Source organism: Kosakonia sp. PSU_27 (assembly GCF_039409795.1).
Taxonomy (GTDB): domain Bacteria; phylum Pseudomonadota; class Gammaproteobacteria; order Enterobacterales; family Enterobacteriaceae; genus Kosakonia.
Map to the genome: position 1 here is coordinate 69,958 of NZ_JBCIVK010000003.1, position 18,759 is coordinate 88,716.

16 protein-coding genes are annotated in these 18,759 nt (G+C 55.1%); 13 read left to right on the forward strand and 3 right to left on the reverse strand.

The window, feature by feature from the left end; all coding sequences use genetic code 11:
• Position 1: 1 nt before the first annotated feature.
• From pbpC to AAIG26_RS07330, 11 genes are all read left to right on the forward strand, one after another.
• Entirely contained in the window at positions 2–2,326 is a 2,325-nt protein-coding gene (gene pbpC, locus AAIG26_RS07280; RefSeq protein WP_343180372.1) for a peptidoglycan glycosyltransferase PbpC, read from the forward strand.
• Between the two features lie 150 nt (positions 2,327–2,476).
• Complete coding sequence (ndk, locus tag AAIG26_RS07285; RefSeq protein ID WP_017458995.1) at positions 2,477–2,908, forward strand: nucleoside-diphosphate kinase; 432 nt, start codon at positions 2,477–2,479, stop codon at positions 2,906–2,908.
• A gap of 181 nt (positions 2,909–3,089) precedes the next feature.
• Positions 3,090–4,256: a bifunctional tRNA (adenosine(37)-C2)-methyltransferase TrmG/ribosomal RNA large subunit methyltransferase RlmN gene (locus tag AAIG26_RS07290; RefSeq protein WP_045510414.1), complete on the forward strand. Its 1,167-nt coding sequence runs from the start codon at positions 3,090–3,092 to the stop codon at positions 4,254–4,256.
• Between the two features lie 291 nt (positions 4,257–4,547).
• The gene (rodZ, locus tag AAIG26_RS07295; protein WP_343180373.1) at positions 4,548–5,555 is read left to right on the forward strand and encodes a cytoskeleton protein RodZ; all 1,008 of its coding nucleotides are present in this window, start codon (positions 4,548–4,550) and stop codon (positions 5,553–5,555) included.
• A 26-nt stretch (positions 5,556–5,581) separates the two neighbouring features.
• Positions 5,582–6,700: a flavodoxin-dependent (E)-4-hydroxy-3-methylbut-2-enyl-diphosphate synthase gene (gene ispG, locus AAIG26_RS07300; RefSeq protein ID WP_017458992.1), complete on the forward strand. Its 1,119-nt coding sequence runs from the start codon at positions 5,582–5,584 to the stop codon at positions 6,698–6,700.
• A 109-nt stretch (positions 6,701–6,809) separates the two neighbouring features.
• On the forward strand, positions 6,810–8,084 hold the full coding sequence (hisS, locus tag AAIG26_RS07305) for a histidine--tRNA ligase (protein WP_020454712.1): 1,275 nt from the start codon (positions 6,810–6,812) through the stop codon (positions 8,082–8,084).
• A gap of 36 nt (positions 8,085–8,120) precedes the next feature.
• On the forward strand, positions 8,121–8,741 hold the full coding sequence (locus AAIG26_RS07310) for a YfgM family protein (RefSeq protein ID WP_343180375.1): 621 nt from the start codon (positions 8,121–8,123) through the stop codon (positions 8,739–8,741).
• A 10-nt stretch (positions 8,742–8,751) separates the two neighbouring features.
• Positions 8,752–9,930, forward strand: a complete 1,179-nt coding sequence (bamB, locus tag AAIG26_RS07315; RefSeq protein ID WP_020454711.1) for an outer membrane protein assembly factor BamB — start codon at positions 8,752–8,754, stop codon at positions 9,928–9,930.
• A gap of 120 nt (positions 9,931–10,050) precedes the next feature.
• Positions 10,051–11,526: a ribosome biogenesis GTPase Der gene (der, locus tag AAIG26_RS07320; RefSeq protein WP_020454710.1), complete on the forward strand. Its 1,476-nt coding sequence runs from the start codon at positions 10,051–10,053 to the stop codon at positions 11,524–11,526.
• A gap of 167 nt (positions 11,527–11,693) precedes the next feature.
• Positions 11,694–12,086 (forward strand): cell envelope integrity TolA C-terminal domain-containing protein, encoded by a 393-nt coding sequence (locus AAIG26_RS07325; RefSeq protein ID WP_343180376.1) that lies wholly within the window; start codon positions 11,694–11,696, stop codon positions 12,084–12,086.
• 96 nt (positions 12,087–12,182) lie between these two features.
• Positions 12,183–12,398, forward strand: coding sequence for a zinc ribbon domain-containing protein (locus AAIG26_RS07330; protein ID WP_020454708.1), 216 nt, complete (start codon positions 12,183–12,185; stop codon positions 12,396–12,398).
• On the opposite strand, the gene AAIG26_RS07335 is transcribed toward AAIG26_RS07330, so the two are convergent.
• From AAIG26_RS07335 to xseA, 3 genes are all read right to left on the reverse strand, one after another.
• Positions 12,395–12,736 (reverse strand): protealysin inhibitor emfourin, encoded by a 342-nt coding sequence (locus tag AAIG26_RS07335; RefSeq protein ID WP_044489702.1) that lies wholly within the window; start codon positions 12,734–12,736, stop codon positions 12,395–12,397. The two genes, AAIG26_RS07330 and AAIG26_RS07335, sit on opposite strands and share 4 nt — an antisense overlap.
• A complete protein-coding gene (locus AAIG26_RS07340) occupies positions 12,736–13,761 on the reverse strand; it encodes a M4 family metallopeptidase (protein WP_020454706.1) in 1,026 nt (341 codons plus the stop codon). The genes AAIG26_RS07335 and AAIG26_RS07340 overlap by 1 nt, the downstream gene beginning before the upstream one ends.
• 71 nt (positions 13,762–13,832) lie before the next feature.
• Positions 13,833–15,206 carry an exodeoxyribonuclease VII large subunit gene (xseA, locus tag AAIG26_RS07345; RefSeq protein WP_343180378.1) on the reverse strand — a complete coding sequence of 458 codons (1,374 nt, stop codon included), beginning with the start codon at positions 15,204–15,206 and terminating at the stop codon, positions 13,833–13,835.
• A gap of 159 nt (positions 15,207–15,365) precedes the next feature.
• On the opposite strand from xseA, the gene guaB reads away from it, so the two are divergent.
• Together guaB and guaA are read left to right on the forward strand one after the other, a co-directional pair.
• Positions 15,366–16,832, forward strand: a complete 1,467-nt coding sequence (gene guaB / locus AAIG26_RS07350; RefSeq protein ID WP_045510389.1) for an IMP dehydrogenase — start codon at positions 15,366–15,368, stop codon at positions 16,830–16,832.
• 61 nt (positions 16,833–16,893) lie between these two features.
• Positions 16,894–18,471 carry a glutamine-hydrolyzing GMP synthase gene (gene guaA, locus AAIG26_RS07355; protein ID WP_020454704.1) on the forward strand — a complete coding sequence of 526 codons (1,578 nt, stop codon included), beginning with the start codon at positions 16,894–16,896 and terminating at the stop codon, positions 18,469–18,471.
• The last annotated feature ends 288 nt before the right edge of the window (positions 18,472–18,759 follow it).

Sequence of the window (18,759 nt, forward strand, 5' to 3'; positions counted from 1 at the left end):
CGTGAGGATCGTACGTCTGATACGCACCCGCTGGCGCTGGCTGGTGGGTGTTCCGCTGCTGTTGGTGTTGGGCGTTATGGCTGCCGACAAAATCTGGCCGCTGCCGCTGAGCGAGGTCGATCCGGCGCGGGTGGTGGTGGCCGAAGACGGTACGCCGCTGTGGCGCTTTGCCGATGCCGATGGTATCTGGCGCTACCCGGTCACTATCGAAGAGGTATCGCCCCACTATCTGCAGGCGCTGATCCAGTATGAGGATCGCTGGTTCTGGGCGCATCCCGGGGTGAATCCTCTGTCGATTGCGCGCGCAGCCTGGCAGGATCTGCGTTTCGGCCATGTCGTTTCCGGCGGCAGCACGCTGACCATGCAGGTTGCTCGCCTGCTCGATCCGCATCCGCGCACCTTCGGCGGCAAGGTACGCCAGCTGTGGCGGGCGCTGCAACTGGAGTGGCACCTCTCAAAACGTGAAATACTCACCCTTTATCTGAACCGCGCGCCGTTTGGCGGCACGCTGCAGGGCGTGGGCGCAGCGAGTTGGGCTTATTTGGGTAAACCGCCTGCGAAACTCAGCTATTCCGAAGCGGCGCTGTTAGCGGTTTTGCCGCAGGCACCCAGCCGTTTACGTCCGGATCGCTGGCCGCAACGTGCGCAGGCCGCGCGCGACAAAGTGCTGGAGCGCATGGTGTCGCAAAAGGTGTGGTCGGCAACGCAGGTGGCGGAGTCCCGCGAGGAGCCGGTCTGGCTGGCGCCGCGTCAGATGCCGCAACTGGCACCGCTATTCGCCCGGCGAATGCTTGGTGAAAGCAAGGCACTGAAAATCACCACCACGCTGAATGCCAGCCTGCAACGTCAGCTTGAAGATCTGGCGTTAAATGTGAAAAGCCGCCTGCCGGCGCGCAGCTCGCTGGCGATAATCGTCGTTGACCACACAGATATGAAAGTGCGCGGTTGGGTTGGCTCCGTGGATATCAATGACGACAGCCGTTTCAGCCATGTGGATATGGTTAGCGCCGTTCGCTCGCCGGGCTCGGTGTTAAAACCTTTTATTTATGGCCTCGCGCTGGATGAAGGGCTGATTCATCCGGCCTCACTGTTACAGGATGTGCCGCGCCGGGTGGGCGATTATCGGCCCGGTAATTTTGACAGTGGTTTCCATGGCCCGGTAAGCATGAATGAAGCGCTGGTACGCTCCCTTAATTTACCGGCGGTGCAGGTGCTGGAAGCCTACGGGCCGAAAAAATTTGCCGGAAATCTGCGTAACGTTGGTTTGCCGCTGATTTTGCCGACCGGGGCGGAACCAAATCTGTCGCTCATCCTTGGCGGCGCGGGTGCGCGGCTGGAAGATATTGCGGCTGCTTACACTGCGTTTGCCCGTGAGGGGAAAGCGGGAAGCCTGCGCCTGACCCCCAACGCCCCGCTGATGGAGCGGCGATTGATGTCGCCGGGCGCGGCGTGGATTATTCGCCGCATTCTCGCCGGAGAAGCACAACCGGTGCCCGACGAAGCGTTGCCGCAGGTGGTGCCGCTGGCGTGGAAAACTGGTACCAGTTATGGCTATCGCGACGCCTGGGCGATAGGGATTAATGCCCGCTACGTGATAGGCATCTGGACGGGCCGACCTGACGGCACGCCCGTTGCCGGGCAGTTCGGTTTTGCCAGCGCGGTGCCGTTACTTAACCAGGTCAATAATCTGTTGCAGCCGCGCTCAGCGCTTGAACAGGCGAGACTGCCGCGCGACCCGCGCCCGCAAACGGTCAGCAGCGGCGTCATCTGCTGGCCGGGCGGGCAAAGCTTACCGCCTAGCGACAGCAATTGTCGCCGTCGACTTACCACCTGGCTGTTGGACGGTAGCCAGCCGCCAACGCTGCTATTACCGGAGCAGGAAGGCGGGCACGGGATCAATTTCCCGCTCTGGCTGAATAAAGAGGGGCGCAGGGTTGCCGCAGATTGCCCGGAGGCGCAGCAGAAAACATGGATTGCCTGGCCGCTACCGCTGGAGCCATGGTTACCTGCCGGTGAACGCCGCGCAGCCCGTTTACCGGCGGCGGATAAACGCTGCCCGCCTCGCGACGATAACGCACCGCCGCCACTGTTATTAAGCGGCGTGCGTGAAGGTGCGGTTATCAGACGCATACCCGGCCAGGCGTTTGCCTTGCTGCCGCTACAAAGCAGCGGCGGCGAAGGCAGTCGCTGGTGGTTTTTGAATGGCGAACCGTTAGCCTCGCATAACAACTTATTGAGCCTGAAACTTGATAAAAGCGGGGAGTATCAGTTATTGGTTATGGATGACGCAGGGCAGATAGCGACAGTACAGTTTGCGGTGCAATAACCAATGAAATGGCGCTGTTGGCGGGGAGTGTTGCTAAAAATAGTCTCATTTTAAAAAAATGTTACCTTCATCCATAGGCAACGCCCGTATTGCTCTTTATAATCCGCGCCACACCTATTCAGGGCAACAGAACAACTTACAGAGGTAAACATGGCTATTGAACGTACTTTTTCCATCATTAAACCGAACGCGGTGGCAAAAAACGTTATTGGCAGCATCTTCTCTCGCTTTGAAGCGGCAGGGTTCAAAATTGTCGGCACCAAAATGCTGCACCTGACCGTTGAGCAGGCGCGCGGTTTCTATGCCGAGCACGAAGGTCGCCCGTTCTTTGACGGTCTGGTTGAGTTCATGACGTCCGGCCCGATCGTGGTTTCCGTACTGGAAGGTGAAAACGCGGTGCAGCGTCACCGTGACCTGCTGGGCGCAACCAACCCGGCTAACGCGCTGGCAGGCACGCTGCGTGCTGATTACGCAGACAGCTTCACTGAGAACGGCACCCACGGTTCTGACTCCGTTGAATCCGCTGCGCGTGAAATCGCCTACTTCTTCGCCGAAGGCGAAGTGTGCCCGCGCACTCGTTAATCACTCGTTAAACGTGTAACGAGGTTTACACTTTAATTTGTGAAAAGCCGCGTGCAAACGTGGTATCTGTGCGTCAGAATTTGTACAATGCTGCGCCCCAGGATGAGCCGATGCTTTCCTGGGGCGCTTCTTTTTAACCCTCCACGGGCCACAACGTGTAATAACGAGGCCGGAATACATTATGACTGAACAAATTGTCATGCCTGAGAACGACGCTCTCACGGTGCCAAACAAAGATGCAAAAATTAACCTGCTGGATTTAAACCGTCAGCAGATGCGTGAATTTTTCAAAAACTTAGGCGAAAAACCCTTCCGCGCCGATCAGGTGATGAAGTGGATGTACCACTATTGCAGCGACGACTTTGATGAGATGACCGACATCAACAAAGTGCTGCGCAACAAATTAAAAGAAGTCGCCGAAATTCGTGCGCCGGAAGTGGTGGAAGAACAACGTTCCTCCGACGGCACCATCAAGTGGGCGATTGCCGTGGGCGATCAGCGCGTTGAAACCGTCTACATCCCGGAAGAGGATCGCGCGACGTTGTGCGTCTCTTCCCAGGTAGGTTGCGCGCTGGAGTGCAAATTCTGCTCCACGGCTCAGCAGGGCTTTAACCGTAACCTGCGCGTTTCGGAAATTATCGGCCAGGTGTGGCGCGCGGCGAAAATTATCGGCGCGGCGAAAGTCACCGGCAGCCGCCCCATTACCAACGTGGTGATGATGGGCATGGGCGAGCCGCTGCTCAACCTGACCAACGTCGTTCCGGCGATGGAGATTATGCTGGATGATTTCGGCTTTGGTCTCTCCAAACGTCGCGTAACGCTCTCCACCTCCGGCGTGGTTCCGGCGCTGGATAAACTGGGCGATATGATTGACGTTGCGCTGGCTATCTCTCTGCATGCGCCAAACGACGAAATTCGCGATGAAATTGTACCGATCAACAAAAAGTACAACATCGAAACTTTCCTCGCCGCCGTTCGCCGTTATCTGGAAAAATCCAACGCTAACCAGGGCCGCGTGACCATCGAATATGTGATGTTGGATCACGTCAACGATGGCACTGAACATGCGCACCAGTTGGCGGAGTTGCTGAAAGATACACCGTGCAAGATTAACCTGATCCCATGGAACCCGTTCCCGGGCGCGCCGTATGGCCGCAGCTCTAACAGCCGTATCGATCGCTTCTGTAAAGTGCTGATGAGTTATGGTTTCACCACTATCGTGCGTAAAACGCGTGGCGATGATATCGATGCCGCGTGTGGACAGCTGGCGGGCGATGTGATTGACCGTACCAAACGTACGATGCGTAAGCGTATGCAGGGCGAGCCTATTGAGATCAAGGCACTATAATCATAAGTTGCAGCGCGAAGAATATGCTGCATTTTGTGAAAATGTCGACTATTTGGCCTGTACACATACAGGCCATTAATAATTACGGTGCGTTTCTCCTGACTTTAAGGCAGTATGTAGTGATGGAACAATGGTTTAGCAAAAAGTGCTGAAAGCTGTTCTGTTATGACGAGCCTGACAGTCCTATACTGTGGGCCAGGTTTAACCGACCCGGTTTTTTCGCGGCGCGTGTAGGCATTGCGGTTATGCGCGCCTGAATGTTTAATTTTCACGTACCAGTAGTTGTAGCGAATGAATACTGAAGCCACTCACGACCAAAATGAAGCACAAACCACTGGCGTACGTCTGCGCAACGCCCGTGAACAACTTGGACTCAGCCAGCAAGCGGTTGCAGAGCGCTTGTGCCTGAAGGTCTCCACGGTACGCGATATCGAAGAGGACAGGTCCCCCGCCGATCTGGCTTCGACTTTTGTACGCGGTTACATCCGCTCCTATGCCCGTCTTGTGCACATCCCTGAAGAAGAGCTGCTGCCGATTCTTGAAAAACAAGCGCCGGTCAGAGCGGCGAAAGTTGCGCCAATGCAGACTTTTGCTTTAGGCAAACCGCGTAAAAAACGCGGTGGCTGGATGATGAGTTTTATCACCTGGCTGGTGTTTCTGGTCGCAATCGGCCTGACAGGCGCATGGTGGTGGGATAACCACAAAGCGCAGCAGCAAGAGATCACCAACATGGCCGATCAATCTTCTGCGGAATTGAATACGGGCAACAGCAACGCGCAAAGCGTACCGCTGAATAACGACACTGCTGCTGCAGACCCGGTTGATAATTCCGGCACGCCTGTTGAAGCGCCAGCCCCGTCGGCGACGGCACAAACACCAGCCGCCAGCGCGCCGCAAACCCCTGCTACTACTGCAAACCAGAACACCGTTGTTGCACCGTCGCAGGCGAATGTCGACGCCATGCAGCAGCCTGCCGCTCCAGCGAATACTGCACAGCTCCCGACCAGCCAGGCCGGTGTCGCAGGTGCGCAAGCAGATACTAACGCACTGGTGATGAACTTTACTGCCGATTGCTGGCTGGAAGTGAGCGATGCCACCGGGAAGAAATTATTCAGTGGCTTGCAACGTAAAGACGCCACGCTCAATTTAACCGGCCAGGCGCCATATAAGCTGAAAATTGGCGCGCCGTCAGCCGTTCAGATTCAGTATCAGGGTAAACCTGTCGATCTGAGCCGTTTTATCAGAACTAACCAGGTTGCGCGTCTGACCCTCAATGCCGAACAATCAGCAGCACAGTAACAGACGCGCAACGCGGGAGATTTTTCATGCATAACCAGGCCCCGATTCAGCGTCGGAAATCGAAACGGATTTACGTTGGTAATGTTCCCATTGGCGATGGCGCGCCCATCGCCGTACAGTCCATGACAAACACCCGTACCACGGATGTTGAAGCTACGGTCAATCAAATCAAAGCGCTTGAGCGCGTCGGCGCGGATATCGTCCGCGTCTCCGTACCGACCATGGACGCGGCGGAAGCATTCAAGTTGATCAAACAGCAAGTGAGTGTCCCGCTGGTTGCGGACATCCATTTTGACTATCGCATTGCGCTGAAAGTCGCCGAATATGGCGTTGACTGCCTGCGCATTAACCCCGGCAATATCGGCAACGAAGAGCGAATTCGCACCGTTGTTGATTGTGCGCGCGATAAAAATATCCCGATTCGCATTGGTGTTAACGCCGGTTCGCTGGAAAAAGATCTGCAGGAAAAGTATGGCGAGCCAACGCCGCAAGCGCTGCTCGAATCCGCCATGCGTCATGTCGATCATCTCGATCGCCTGAATTTCGATCAGTTCAAAGTCAGCGTGAAAGCGTCGGACGTATTCCTCGCTGTTGAATCCTATCGCCTGCTGGCAAAACAGATTGATCAGCCGCTGCATCTTGGCATCACCGAAGCCGGTGGCGCACGTGCAGGTGCGGTCAAATCTGCAATCGGTCTGGGCTTACTGCTTTCAGAAGGCATTGGTGACACACTGCGTATTTCGCTGGCTGCCGATCCGGTGGAAGAGATTAAAGTTGGTTTTGATATCCTGAAATCGCTGCGCATTCGCTCGCGCGGCATTAACTTTATCGCCTGTCCGACCTGTTCCCGCCAGGAATTTGACGTTATCGGTACGGTCAATGCCCTTGAACAGCGGCTGGAAGATATCATCACGCCGATGGATGTCTCCATTATCGGTTGCGTGGTAAATGGGCCTGGCGAAGCGTTGGTTTCCACGCTGGGTGTGACCGGCGGCAACAAGAAAAGCGGCCTGTACGAAGATGGCGTGCGCAAAGACCGCCTGGATAACAGCGATATGATTAGCCAGCTTGAAGCCCGCATTCGCGCGAAAGCATCAATGCTGGATGAAGCGCGTCGTATCGATGTGCAACAGGTAGAAAAATAAGGTTGCTGGGAAGCGGCAGGCTTCCCGTGTATGATGAACCCGCCCGGCGCGACCCGCAGTTCGTCGCGGCCCTGAGGGTTCATTTTTTGTATTAATAAAGAGAATAAACGTGGCAAAAAATATTCAAGCCATTCGCGGCATGAACGATTATCTGCCTGGCGAAACCGCCATCTGGCAGCGCATTGAAGGCACTTTAAAAAACGTGCTCGGCAGCTACGGTTACAGTGAAATCCGTTTGCCGATTGTAGAGCAGACCCCGCTGTTCAAACGCGCGATCGGTGAAGTGACCGACGTGGTTGAAAAAGAGATGTATACCTTTGACGATCGCAACGGCGACAGCCTGACATTGCGTCCCGAAGGTACCGCGGGCTGCGTACGCGCCGGCATCGAGCATGGTCTGCTGTACAATCAGGAGCAGCGCTTGTGGTACGTTGGGCCGATGTTCCGCTACGAGCGTCCGCAGAAAGGGCGCTACCGTCAGTTCCATCAGCTGGGTGTGGAAGTGTTTGGTCTGCAAGGGCCGGATATCGATGCCGAGCTGATTATGCTGACCGCACGCTGGTGGCGCGAGCTGGGCATTGCTTCGCACGTTGCGCTCGAGCTCAACTCTATTGGCTCTCTTGAAGCGCGCGCGACCTATCGCGATGCGCTGGTGGCTTTCCTTGAGCAGCATAAAGATAAGCTGGACGAGGACTGCCTGCGTCGTATGTATACCAACCCGCTGCGCGTACTGGATACCAAAAACCAGGACATTCAGGCGCTGTTGAACGATGCACCGAAACTGGGTGATTACCTTGATGACGAGTCCCGCGAACACTTCGCAGGTCTTTGCGCATTCCTTGATGCGGCGGGTATCGCTTATACGGTGAACCAGCGTCTGGTGCGCGGTCTGGACTACTACAACCGCACTGTTTTCGAGTGGGTAACCACCAGTCTTGGCGCGCAGGGCACTGTTTGCGCAGGTGGTCGTTATGACGGCCTGGTTGAGCAGCTTGGCGGTCGTGCGACCCCGGCGGTTGGCTTCGCAATGGGTCTTGAACGACTTGTTTTGTTAGTTCAGGCAGTTAATCCGGAATTTAAAGCAGAATCCGTTGTCGATATATACCTGGTGGCGTCTGGTGCCAATACGCAATCCGCTGCTATGCAGTTGGGTGAACAGGTGCGCGATGCGTTACCTGGCGTACGGCTGATGATGAACCACGGCGGCGGCAATTTTAAAAAGCAATTTGCCCGCGCGGACAAGTGGGGCGCTCGCGTCGCACTGGTGCTCGGTGAAACTGAAATTGCCGACGGTAATGTTGTGGTGAAGGATTTACGCTCTGGTGAGCAGAGTACGGTAACGCAGGAGAGCGTTGCGGCGCATTTGCGCACACTACTGGGCTAATCTCCCCGGTGAATTATCGTTAAGGAGAAGGACTGCGTGGAAATTTACGAAAACGAAAACGACCAGGTAGACGCGATTAAGCGCTTCTTTGCCGAGAATGGTAAAGCGCTGGCCGTTGGCGTCGTTTTGGGTATTGGTGCGCTGGTTGGCTGGCGCTACTGGAACGGCCATCAGGCGGACACGGCGAGAGCCTCTTCACAGGCTTATGAAAACGCGGTTGCCGCGCTTTCGGCGGACAAACCAGAGTCGTTCACCGCGGCGGAAAAATTCGCGGCTGACAACAAAAACACCTACGGCGCGCTGGCGTCGCTGGAGCTGGCGCAGCAATACGTTGAAAAGAACGAACTGGATAAAGCCGCCGCTCAGCTGCAGCAAGGGCTGGTTGCGACGAATGATGAAAATCTCAAGTCGATAATCAATGTGCGTCTGGCGCGCATTCAGGTACAGCAAAAGCAACAAGACGCTGCGTTGAAAACGCTGGATGCTGTCAAAGCGGAAAGCTGGTCAGCGATAGTTGCCGATCTGCGTGGTGAAGCACTGCTGAGCAAAGGTGATAAACAAGGTGCGCGCACCGCATGGGAAAACGGCATTAAAAACAATGCTTCTCCTGCGCTGAGTGAAATGATGCAGATGAAAATCAATAATTTGTCCATCTAAGAGGGACCCGATGCAATTGCGTAAATTACTTCTGCCAGGGCTGCTTTCCGTCACGCTTTTGAGCGGCTGTTCCCTGTTTAACAGCGAAGAAGACGTTGTCAAAATGTCCCCGTTGCCGGTGGTTGAAAACCAATTCACCCCGACCACGTCATGGAGCACCTCCGTGGGCAACGGTATTGGTGACTTCTACTCTAACCTGCATCCGGCTTTTGCTGATGGCGTGGTCTACGCCGCCGATCGTCACGGTGTGGTGAAAGCGGTTAGCATTGAAGATGGGCATGAAATTTGGTCGGTTAACCTGGCTGAAAAAGATGGCTGGTTCTCCACTCGCGCTGCACTGCTTTCTGGCGGTGTGACCGTTTCCGGTGGCCATGTTTATGTGGGCAGCGAAAAAGCGCAGGTTTACGCACTGAACACCAGCGATGGTTCGCAGGCGTGGAAAACGAAAGTCGCTGGCGAAGCGCTTTCTCGCCCGGTAGTAAGCGACGGTTTAGTGCTGATCCACACCAGCAACGGTCAGTTGCAGGCGCTGAACGAAAGCGATGGCGCAACCAAATGGACCGTCAACCTTGATATGCCTGCGCTTTCTCTGCGCGGTGAATCCGCTCCGACTACCGCCTTTGGCGCTGCCATTGTCGGCGGTGATAACGGTCGCGTAAGTGCGGTATTGATGCAGCAGGGCCAGATGATTTGGCAGCAGCGCATCTCCCAGGCTAATGGCCCGACAGAGATCGATCGTCTGAGCGATGTCGATACCACGCCGGTTGTTGTTGGCAACGTGGTTTACGCGCTGGCCTATAACGGCAACATGACCGCGCTCGATCTGCGTAGCGGCCAGATTATGTGGAAACGCGAGCTGGGCTCAGTGAGCGATTTCGTGGTTGATGGTAACCGCATCTATATGATTGACCAGAGCGATCGTATTCTGGCGCTGACTACCGACGGTGGCGTAACCCTGTGGACGCAAAGTGATCTGCTGCACCGTAACCTTACCGCTCCGGCGTTGTATAATGGTTACATTGTGACAGGCGATAGCGAAGGCTACGTGCACTGGATTAACGTCGAAGACGGGCGCTTTGTCGCGCAGCAGAAAGTCGACAGCTCCGGTTTCCTGACCGAGCCGGTGGTTGCCGGGGGCAAACTGCTGATCCAGGCGAAAGACGGCACAGTGTACGCCCTTTCGCGCTAAGCGCGTCGGGTTTGTCGTTCCTGAAGACGGCTCCTGTTGCAGGAGCCGTTTTCCTGTTTTTAAAACGGCGCGCAATCCGCGACGTTTTGCTAATGAATTTTCTGTAATGAGGCTTTAAACATGGTACCTGTGGTCGCGCTTGTCGGGCGCCCTAACGTTGGAAAATCCACTCTATTTAACCGTTTAACACGCACCCGTGATGCGCTGGTGGCGGATTTCCCGGGTCTGACTCGTGACCGTAAGTACGGTCGTGCTGAAGTTGAAGGCCGCGAATTTATCTGTATCGATACCGGCGGTATCGATGGCACCGAAGACGGCGTGGAAACGCGCATGGCGGAACAGTCGCTGCTGGCGATTGAAGAAGCTGATGTCGTGCTGTTTATGGTCGATGCGCGCGCGGGGCTGATGCCTGCCGATTCGGCCATTGCCAAACACCTGCGTTCACGCGAAAAACCGACCTTCCTGGTGGCGAACAAAACTGACGGTCTGGATCCGGATCAGGCAACGGCCGATTTTTACTCCCTCGGTCTGGGTGAAATCCACGCTATCGCCGCCTCCCACGGGCGCGGCGTGACCAGCTTGCTTGAACATGTGCTGATGCCATGGATGGACGAACTCAACCCGCCGGAAGAGGTGGATGAAGACGCCGAATACTGGGCGCAGTTCGAAGCCAACGAAAACGGCGAGAAAGAAGAGCCGGAAGACGATTTCAACCCGCAGGATCTGCCGATCAAACTGGCTATTGTCGGGCGTCCGAACGTCGGTAAGTCCACTCTGACTAACCGCATTCTCGGTGAAGAGCGCGTGGTGGTGTATGACATGCCGGGCACCACGCGCGACAGCATCTACATTCCAATGCAGCGCGATGAGCGTGAGTACGTACTTATCGACACGGCTGGTGTGCGTAAACGCGGCAAAATCACCGATGTGGTAGAAAAGTTCTCGGTTATCAAAACGCTGCAGGCTATTGAAGACGCAAACGTCGTGCTGCTGGTTATTGATGCCCGTGAAGGTATCTCCGATCAGGATTTATCGCTGCTCGGCTTTATTCTTAACAGCGGTCGCTCGCTGGTTATCGTCGTCAATAAATGGGACGGTCTGAGCCAGGAAGTGAAAGAGCAGGTGAAAGAGACGCTGGATTACCGCCTGGGCTTTATTGATTTCGCCCGCGTGCATTTTATTTCTGCACTGCACGGCAGCGGCGTTGGCAACCTGTTTGAATCCGTTCGCGAAGCTTATGACAGCTCCACCCGCCGTGTCAGTACCGCATTGCTGACCCGCATTATGAACATGGCGGCAGAAGATCATCAGCCGCCGCTGGTGCGTGGTCGTCGCGTGAAGCTGAAATATGCCCACGCTGGTGGTTATAACCCGCCGATTGTGGTGATCCACGGCAATCAGGTAAAAGATTTGCCGGATTCCTACAAACGCTATTTGATGAACTACTTCCGCAAATCGCTGGATGTGATGGGTACGCCAATCCGTATTCAGTTCAAAGAAGGGGAAAACCCGTTTGCTGAAAAACGTAACACCCTGACCCCGAACCAGATGCGTAAACGTAAGCGCCTGATTAAGCACATCAAAAAAAGTAAGTAATCACTTGCTTCAAACCCGCCGCCTGGCGGGTTTTTTGTTTGCCAGAATTGGCTCACCTACAAAATTCAGGTGCTGTTTCAGCCTGTCGATAGCAGTACACTCTTTATAGCTATAAAAACAACGGGTTAATAACTGGCTTCAATAAATAATTTCAAAAGGGATATGAAATGAAGAAGGTTTTACTGTTAATACTGCTGGGCAGTGTAATGACAGGTTGCACACCGCTTCACCCCTCCGGTTGCCATAAAACCACTGCGCTTGGTAGTTGCGACTCAGGGCGCTTTACCGATCAGGATGAGTACGGGAAACAGGCCCGCGCGATAAAAAACGCTATCGAATCACGGCTTGCCGATCGTTCTGAATGGAAAGGGAAAAAATGCCGCTTACATCTGGAGTTTGCCTATGATGGCAAACTGAACAATATCGAGACGTGGGAAGGGAATAGAGCTTACTGTGCAGCGCTGAAAACCGCAGCGCAACGGGCGACATTCCCGGCATTTCCCTCTCAGCGGGTTTATCAGGCATTCGAGAGCTCCCGCTTCGTGATGGTGGGCGAATAGCAAACCAAACCTGACGCGGCACTTAACCCGTCTCCAGGCGGGTTTTTTGTCGCCAGCGGTGTATGATAAACCCCGTGAAAAATTAAGGAGCGCCTTATGGAACTTACCTGCCCGACTTGCCATAACCCGCTGCAAGTAGTGGGAACACATGCTCACTGCGACGGCTGCGGCAAAGACATTGAAGTACAAGCACATTGCCCGGAGTGCCACCAGCCTCTGGAAGTGTTAAAAGCCTGTGGCGCGGTTGACTTTTTCTGCCAGCACGGCCACGGGCTGATTTCGAAAAAACGCGTCGAGTTTACGCTGCTCTAAGGTTTGCAAATACAGTCTTCCCCTTCGCGCCACAGTTCGACAAACGACGGTGGCGCTTTGCTTTCCGGGATAAGCAGCAGCACATCCGTTTGCTGGGCGGTCCAGGTTATCTGCAAACGGTAGAAGCGCTGATCGCCGCTGCCCGGAGAGTCCGGCTGGCCTGGCGGCTCAGCGAGCGGGAGCGTCTGGTGCAATATGTCCACCAGCCGCTGGCGCTGCTCCGCACTGAGCTGGGCGATGACGATTTTTCGCGCGCCGCTCAGTTTAGGAATGTAAGCCAGCCCGCCTTCACGGGCTAACTCGACTACCGCGTCGTCGGTTAATTCGGGTTCGTTCATCATAAAACTCCGACATCTTTCCACGCCTGTTCGATAGCAGCGGCGACTTTTTTGCCGGACCGTTTTTCGCCATGTTTGATGGTGAATTTGGCGAAGGTGGCGAAGTCGGCATTTTGCGCCAGTGACTTATCACACACCGTGTCGTACCAGGCGTATCCGGCTTTTTCCCATGCATAGCCGCCTATAGCGGTTGCCGCCAGGTAAAATGCCCGGTTAGGAATGCCGGAATTCAGGTGCACACCGCCGTTATCTTCACGCGTTTTAATAAAATCTTTCATATGCGCAGGCTGCGGATCTTTACCCAGTAACGGGTCGTCATAAGCCGTTCCCGGCTTCGACATCGAACGCAGCCCCTTGCCATGAATGCCTTTTGCCAGCAAGCCTTCGCCAATGATCCAGTCCGCCTGATCCGCCGTCTGCTGCTGGTGGTACTGTTTTACCAGCGAACCGAACACATCGGATAATGACTCATTTAATGCGCCAGCTTGTTCAAAATAGATCAGCCCGGCTTCCGTTTCTGTGACGCCGTGGCTCAGTTCATGCGCTACCACGTCAATAGCAATGGTAAAACGGTTGAAGATCTCGCCATCACCATCGCCAAACACCATCTGCTGACCATTCCAGAAAGCGTTCTGGTAATCTTTGCCGTAATGCACGGTGCCGCTGAGAATTAGCCCCTGGTTATCCAGCGAGTTGCGCTGATAAACCTGCCAGAAGAAATCATGGGTGACACCCAGGTAGTCGTACGCTTCGGTGACGGCGACATCACCCGTCGGTGGCTGGCCCTCATAGCGTACCTGCTCACCGGGCAATGTCTCTTTTTGCTGAGCGTCATAAATATCGCGTACCAGTTCGCCGGGCGAAGTGACCAGCGGCGCATCGACTTTGCCGTGGCTGTGCGCCATCAACGTTTGTACATGCGTTAAGGTCTGGCGGGCGCAGCGTTGCTGAAGTTCAGAGCCATTGTCGATAATGCGGCGCAGGATATAAGGCGGGATAACACTGTACGGATGACGTGCATTCATGTTGATCTCCTTGATAAAACAAAAAAGAACAACAAAAAGTATAGGTTCGTCTGATTTATTGAGCGCGCTAATTAAGAGGATTTACGTTGGCGCGTTTTTTTCACGAGCGTAACGGCACTGACTTCACTCTCTACCCAGCCGTCGTTCAGCCGCGTGGTCAGTTTGTCACCCGCTTTAACCTGTTTGGTCTGTTTCAGCACTTTGCCGTCGGTCGCTGTGGTTACGCTGTAGCCACGCGCCAGCGTTGCCAGCGGGCTGACCGCTTCAAGGTGAGTGATTGCCGAACCGAAGCGTTCACGCGTGCTGCTTAAGCGATCACGAATATTCTGGCTCAGACGATATTCCAGTTGCTGAATACGGCTTTGCGCCCGGTGAATACGCGGCTGCGGGTTTTGCTGATTCAGACGCTGTACTGTGCGCTGCTGGCGCACGGAAGCGCGTTTTAACTGATTATCCAGCACGTTATGCATGCGCTGTTGCAGGCGTTCCAGCACAGTTTGCTGGCGCGCCAGACGCAGTTGCGGATGCTGTTGTTGCAGACGATGGTGTACCTGGGCAAAACGGCGACTACGGCCTGCCAGATAGTAATCCATCGACATTTCTAAACGCTGTTGCATCGCCTGAACCTGGCGCAGCAGCTCCAGCTGGTTACGGCTGACAATTTCCGCCGCCGCAGAGGGCGTTGGCGCGCGCAGGTCGGCTACAAAATCGGCAATGGTCACATCGGTTTCATGCCCAACGGCGCTGACTACCGGAATGCGGCTGGCAAAAATCGCCCGCGCCACGCGCTCGTCGTTAAAGCTCCACAAATCTTCCAGCGAACCGCCGCCGCGACCAACAATCAGTACGTCGCACTCTTCGCGGGCGTTAGCCAGCTCAATGGCGCGCACAATCTGCGCGGGCGCATCTTCGCCCTGTACCGCAGTCGGGTAAATCACCACCGGCAGTGACGGGTCGCGGCGTTTCAGTACATGCAGAATATCGTGCAGCGCGGCGCCGGTTTTAGACGTGATAACACCAACGCAATGGGCGGGCGAGGGCAGCGGTTTTTTGAATTGCTGGTCGAACAGCCCTTCGGCCGCGAGCTTAGCTTTAAGTTGCTCATACTTCTGTTGCAGCAAACCTTCACCAGCCGGTTGCATGCTCTCGACAATAATCTGGTATTCGCCGCGCGGTTCATACAGCGTGATATTGGCGCGTACCAGCACTTGCTGGCCGTGCTGCGGGCGAAACGTGACGCGACGGTTGCTGTTGCGGAACATCGCGCAGCGCACCTGGGCGGTATCGTCTTTTAAGGTGAAGTACCAGTGACCGGAAGCGGGCTGGGTAAAGTTGGAGATTTCCCCGCTGATCCACACCTGGCCGAGTTCGCGTTCCAGCAGTAAGCGCACCGACTGATTAAGGCGGCTAACCGTAAAAATTGAGGGGGATTGGAACGACGACATGTGAGCCAGATCAAATTCTAAATCAGCAAGTTATTCGTTCGATAGTAACCCGAAACGAGGGGATGGCAAGTATTTTTCTTAAAAAAGTGTGGATGCAATCGGTTACGCTCTGTATAATGCCACGGCAATATTTAACCCCCCAGGTCAGAGATATTGCCCATGCTACGTATCGCTAAAGAAGCACTGACGTTTGACGACGTCCTCCTCGTTCCCGCTCATTCCACCGTTCTGCCGAATACTGCCGACTTGAGCACGCAGCTCACTAAAACCATTCGCCTGAACATTCCTATGCTCTCTGCGGCGATGGATACCGTGACGGAAGCGCGCCTGGCAATTGCCCTGGCACAGGAAGGCGGCATTGGCTTTATTCACAAAAACATGTCGATTGAGCGCCAGGCGGAAGAAGTTCGCCGCGTGAAGAAACATGAATCCGGCGTGGTTAAAGACCCGCAAACCGTTCTGCCGACCACCACCCTGCGCGAAGTGAAAGAGCTGACCGAACGTAACGGCTTTGCCGGTTACCCGGTGGTGAACAACGACAACGAACTGGTTGGCATCATCACCGGTCGTGACGTGCGTTTCGTCACCGACCTGAACCAGCCTGTTAGCGTGTACATGACGCCGAAAGAGCGTCTGGTCACCGTACGTGAAGGTGAATCCCGCGAAGTTGTGTTCGCTAAAATGCACGAAAAACGTGTTGAGAAAGCGCTGGTTGTTGACGAAAGCTTCCACCTGCGTGGCATGATCACCGTTAAAGATTTCCAGAAAGCAGAACGTAAACCGAACGCCTGTAAAGATGAGCAGGGCCAACTGCGCGTTGGCGCCGCGGTTGGCGCAGGTGCGGGCAACGAAGAGCGCGTTGACGCGCTGGTTGCCGCTGGCGTGGACGTGCTGCTGATTGACTCCTCTCACGGTCACTCCGAAGGCGTGCTGCAGCGCATTCGCGAAACCCGTGCTAAATACCCGGATCTGCAAATCATTGGCGGTAACGTCGCAACTGGCGCAGGTGCTCGCGCACTGGCAGAAGCTGGCGTCAGCGCGGTGAAAGTCGGTATCGGCCCTGGCTCCATCTGTACGACGCGTATCGTGACTGGTGTGGGCGTTCCGCAGATCACCGCCGTTTCCGACGCGGTTGAAGCGCTGGAAGGCACCGGTATTCCGGTTATTGCCGATGGCGGTATCCGTTTCTCTGGCGACATCGCCAAAGCCATCGCCGCAGGCGCTGCCGCGGTGATGGTTGGCTCGATGCTTGCCGGGACCGAAGAATCCCCGGGCGAAATCGAACTCTACCAGGGCCGCTCTTACAAATCCTACCGTGGCATGGGCTCGCTGGGCGCGATGTCCAAAGGCTCTTCTGACCGCTACTTCCAGAGCGATAACGCCGCCGACAAACTGGTGCCGGAAGGTATCGAAGGCCGCGTGGCTTACAAAGGCCGCCTGAAAGAGATCATTCACCAGCAGATGGGCGGCCTGCGCTCCTGTATGGGTCTGACCGGCTGTGGTACTATCGACGACCTGCGCACCAAAGCGGAATTCGTGCGCATTAGCGGCGCGGGCATTCAGGAAAGCCACGTTCACGACGTGACCATCACCAAGGAATCCCCGAACTACCGCATGGGTTCTTAATGATTTTCGCGCCCGGTGCTCTCACCGGGCGCTTTCGTAACTTGCCTCGGAAGTAACGTCAATGACGGACAACATTCATAAACATCGTATTCTTATCCTCGATTTTGGTTCTCAGTACACCCAACTGGTTGCGCGCCGCGTGCGTGAACTGGGCGTTTACTGCGAACTGTGGGCGTGGGATGTCACCGAAGCGCAGATCCGCGACTTCAATCCAAGCGGCATCATCCTCTCCGGCGGCCCGGAAAGCACCACCGAAGACAACAGCCCGCGCGCACCGCAATATGTGTTCGAAGCTGGCGTGCCGGTGCTTGGCGTCTGCTACGGCATGCAGACCATGGCGATGCAGCTCGGCGGCCACGTTGAAGGTTCTAACGAGCGTGAATTCGGCTACGCGCAGGTTGAAGTGCAGACCGACAGCGCGCTGGTTCGCGGCATTGAAGATTCGCTGACCGCAGAAGGCAAAGTGCTGCTGGATGTGTGGATGAGCCACGGCGACAAAGTGACGGCGATCCCGTCTGACTTCGTCACCGTAGCCAGCACCGAAAGCTGCCCGTTCGCCATCATGGCGAACGAAGAAAAACGCTTCTACGGCGTGCAGTTCCACCCGGAAGTGACCCACACCCGCCAGGGGCTGCGTATGCTGGAGCGCTTTGTGCGCGACATCTGTGAATGTGAAGCGCTGTGGACGCCGGCAAAAATTATCGATGACGCCGTTGAGCGCATCCGTCAGCAGGTTGGCGATGACAAAGTGATCCTCGGCCTCTCCGGCGGCGTGGATTCTTCAGTGACCGCGATGCTGCTGCACCGCGCTATCGGCAAAAATCTGACCTGCGTATTCGTTGATAACGGTCTGCTGCGTCTGAACGAAGCTCAGCAGGTAATGGACATGTTTGGCGACCACTTCGGTCTGAACATTGTTCACGTTGAAGGGGAATCCCGTTTCCTGGCCGCACTGGCCGGTGAGAACGATCCGGAAGCAAAACGTAAAATCATCGGCCGTGTGTTCGTGGAAGTGTTCGACGAAGAAGCACTGAAGCTGGAAGACGTGAAATGGCTGGCGCAAGGCACCATTTACCCGGACGTGATCGAATCCGCTGCTTCGGCAACCGGTAAAGCGCACGTTATTAAATCTCACCACAACGTGGGCGGCCTGCCGAAAGAGATGAAGATGGGGCTGGTTGAACCGCTGCGTGAGCTGTTCAAAGACGAAGTGCGTAAAATTGGTCTGGAACTGGGCCTGCCGTACGACATGCTGTACCGCCATCCGTTCCCGGGGCCGGGCCTCGGTGTTCGCGTGCTGGGCGAAGTGAAGAAAGAGTATTGCGACCTGCTGCGCCGCGCGGATGCGATCTTTATCGAAGAGCTGCATAAAGCCGATCTCTACAACAAAGTGAGCCAGGCGTTCACCGTGTTCCTGCCGGTTCGCTCCGTGGGCGTGATGGGTGACGGTCGTAAATACGACTGGGTTGTCTCTCTGCGTGCAGTAGAAACCATCGACTTTATGACCGCACACTGGGCGCATCTGCCGTACGATTTCCTCGGCCGCGTCTCCAACCGCATCATCAACGAAGTGAACGGTATTTCCCGCGTGGTGTATGACATCAGCGGTAAACCGCCAGCTACGATTGAGTGGGAATAAGATTTAGCTCCTGCTGAATCTTAGAAATATAAAGCCCGCGAAAGCGGGCTTTTTTGTTTATGGCGTTTTTGCGGAACTTATTGGCAATTAACTCAATATTTTTGTCCCGTTGTGAGGAGGCTTAATAGTATAAGTGCTATCAGGTATGTTTTTTATAACCTCTTGTCGATGCTTCATATTTATTTGGTGTGATTGATTAAGAATATAAGCACTCAAATGGAAATTAAGATTATGAAAAGCTCTTTAAACACCGCTTTGATATTTATAAAAATGATTTAATCAGAAAAC

What these genes read in the sequence shown, in the direction of transcription:
- ndk (WP_017458995.1), top strand. Translation starts at nt 2,477, where the DNA reads ATGGCTATTGAACGTACTTTTTCCATCATTAAACCGAACGCGGTGGCA.
- AAIG26_RS07290 (WP_045510414.1), top strand. Translation starts at nt 3,090, where the DNA reads ATGACTGAACAAATTGTCATGCCTGAGAACGACGCTCTCACGGTGCCA.
- rodZ (WP_343180373.1), top strand. Translation starts at nt 4,548, where the DNA reads ATGAATACTGAAGCCACTCACGACCAAAATGAAGCACAAACCACTGGC.
- ispG (WP_017458992.1), top strand. Translation starts at nt 5,582, where the DNA reads ATGCATAACCAGGCCCCGATTCAGCGTCGGAAATCGAAACGGATTTAC.
- bamB (WP_020454711.1), top strand. Translation starts at nt 8,752, where the DNA reads ATGCAATTGCGTAAATTACTTCTGCCAGGGCTGCTTTCCGTCACGCTT.
- der (WP_020454710.1), top strand. Translation starts at nt 10,051, where the DNA reads ATGGTACCTGTGGTCGCGCTTGTCGGGCGCCCTAACGTTGGAAAATCC.
- AAIG26_RS07325 (WP_343180376.1), top strand. Translation starts at nt 11,694, where the DNA reads ATGAAGAAGGTTTTACTGTTAATACTGCTGGGCAGTGTAATGACAGGT.
- AAIG26_RS07330 (WP_020454708.1), top strand. Translation starts at nt 12,183, where the DNA reads ATGGAACTTACCTGCCCGACTTGCCATAACCCGCTGCAAGTAGTGGGA.
- AAIG26_RS07335 (WP_044489702.1), bottom strand. Translation starts at nt 12,736, where the DNA reads ATGAACGAACCCGAATTAACCGACGACGCGGTAGTCGAGTTAGCCCGT.
- AAIG26_RS07340 (WP_020454706.1), bottom strand. Translation starts at nt 13,761, where the DNA reads ATGAATGCACGTCATCCGTACAGTGTTATCCCGCCTTATATCCTGCGC.
- xseA (WP_343180378.1), bottom strand. Translation starts at nt 15,206, where the DNA reads ATGTCGTCGTTCCAATCCCCCTCAATTTTTACGGTTAGCCGCCTTAAT.
- guaB (WP_045510389.1), top strand. Translation starts at nt 15,366, where the DNA reads ATGCTACGTATCGCTAAAGAAGCACTGACGTTTGACGACGTCCTCCTC.
- guaA (WP_020454704.1), top strand. Translation starts at nt 16,894, where the DNA reads ATGACGGACAACATTCATAAACATCGTATTCTTATCCTCGATTTTGGT.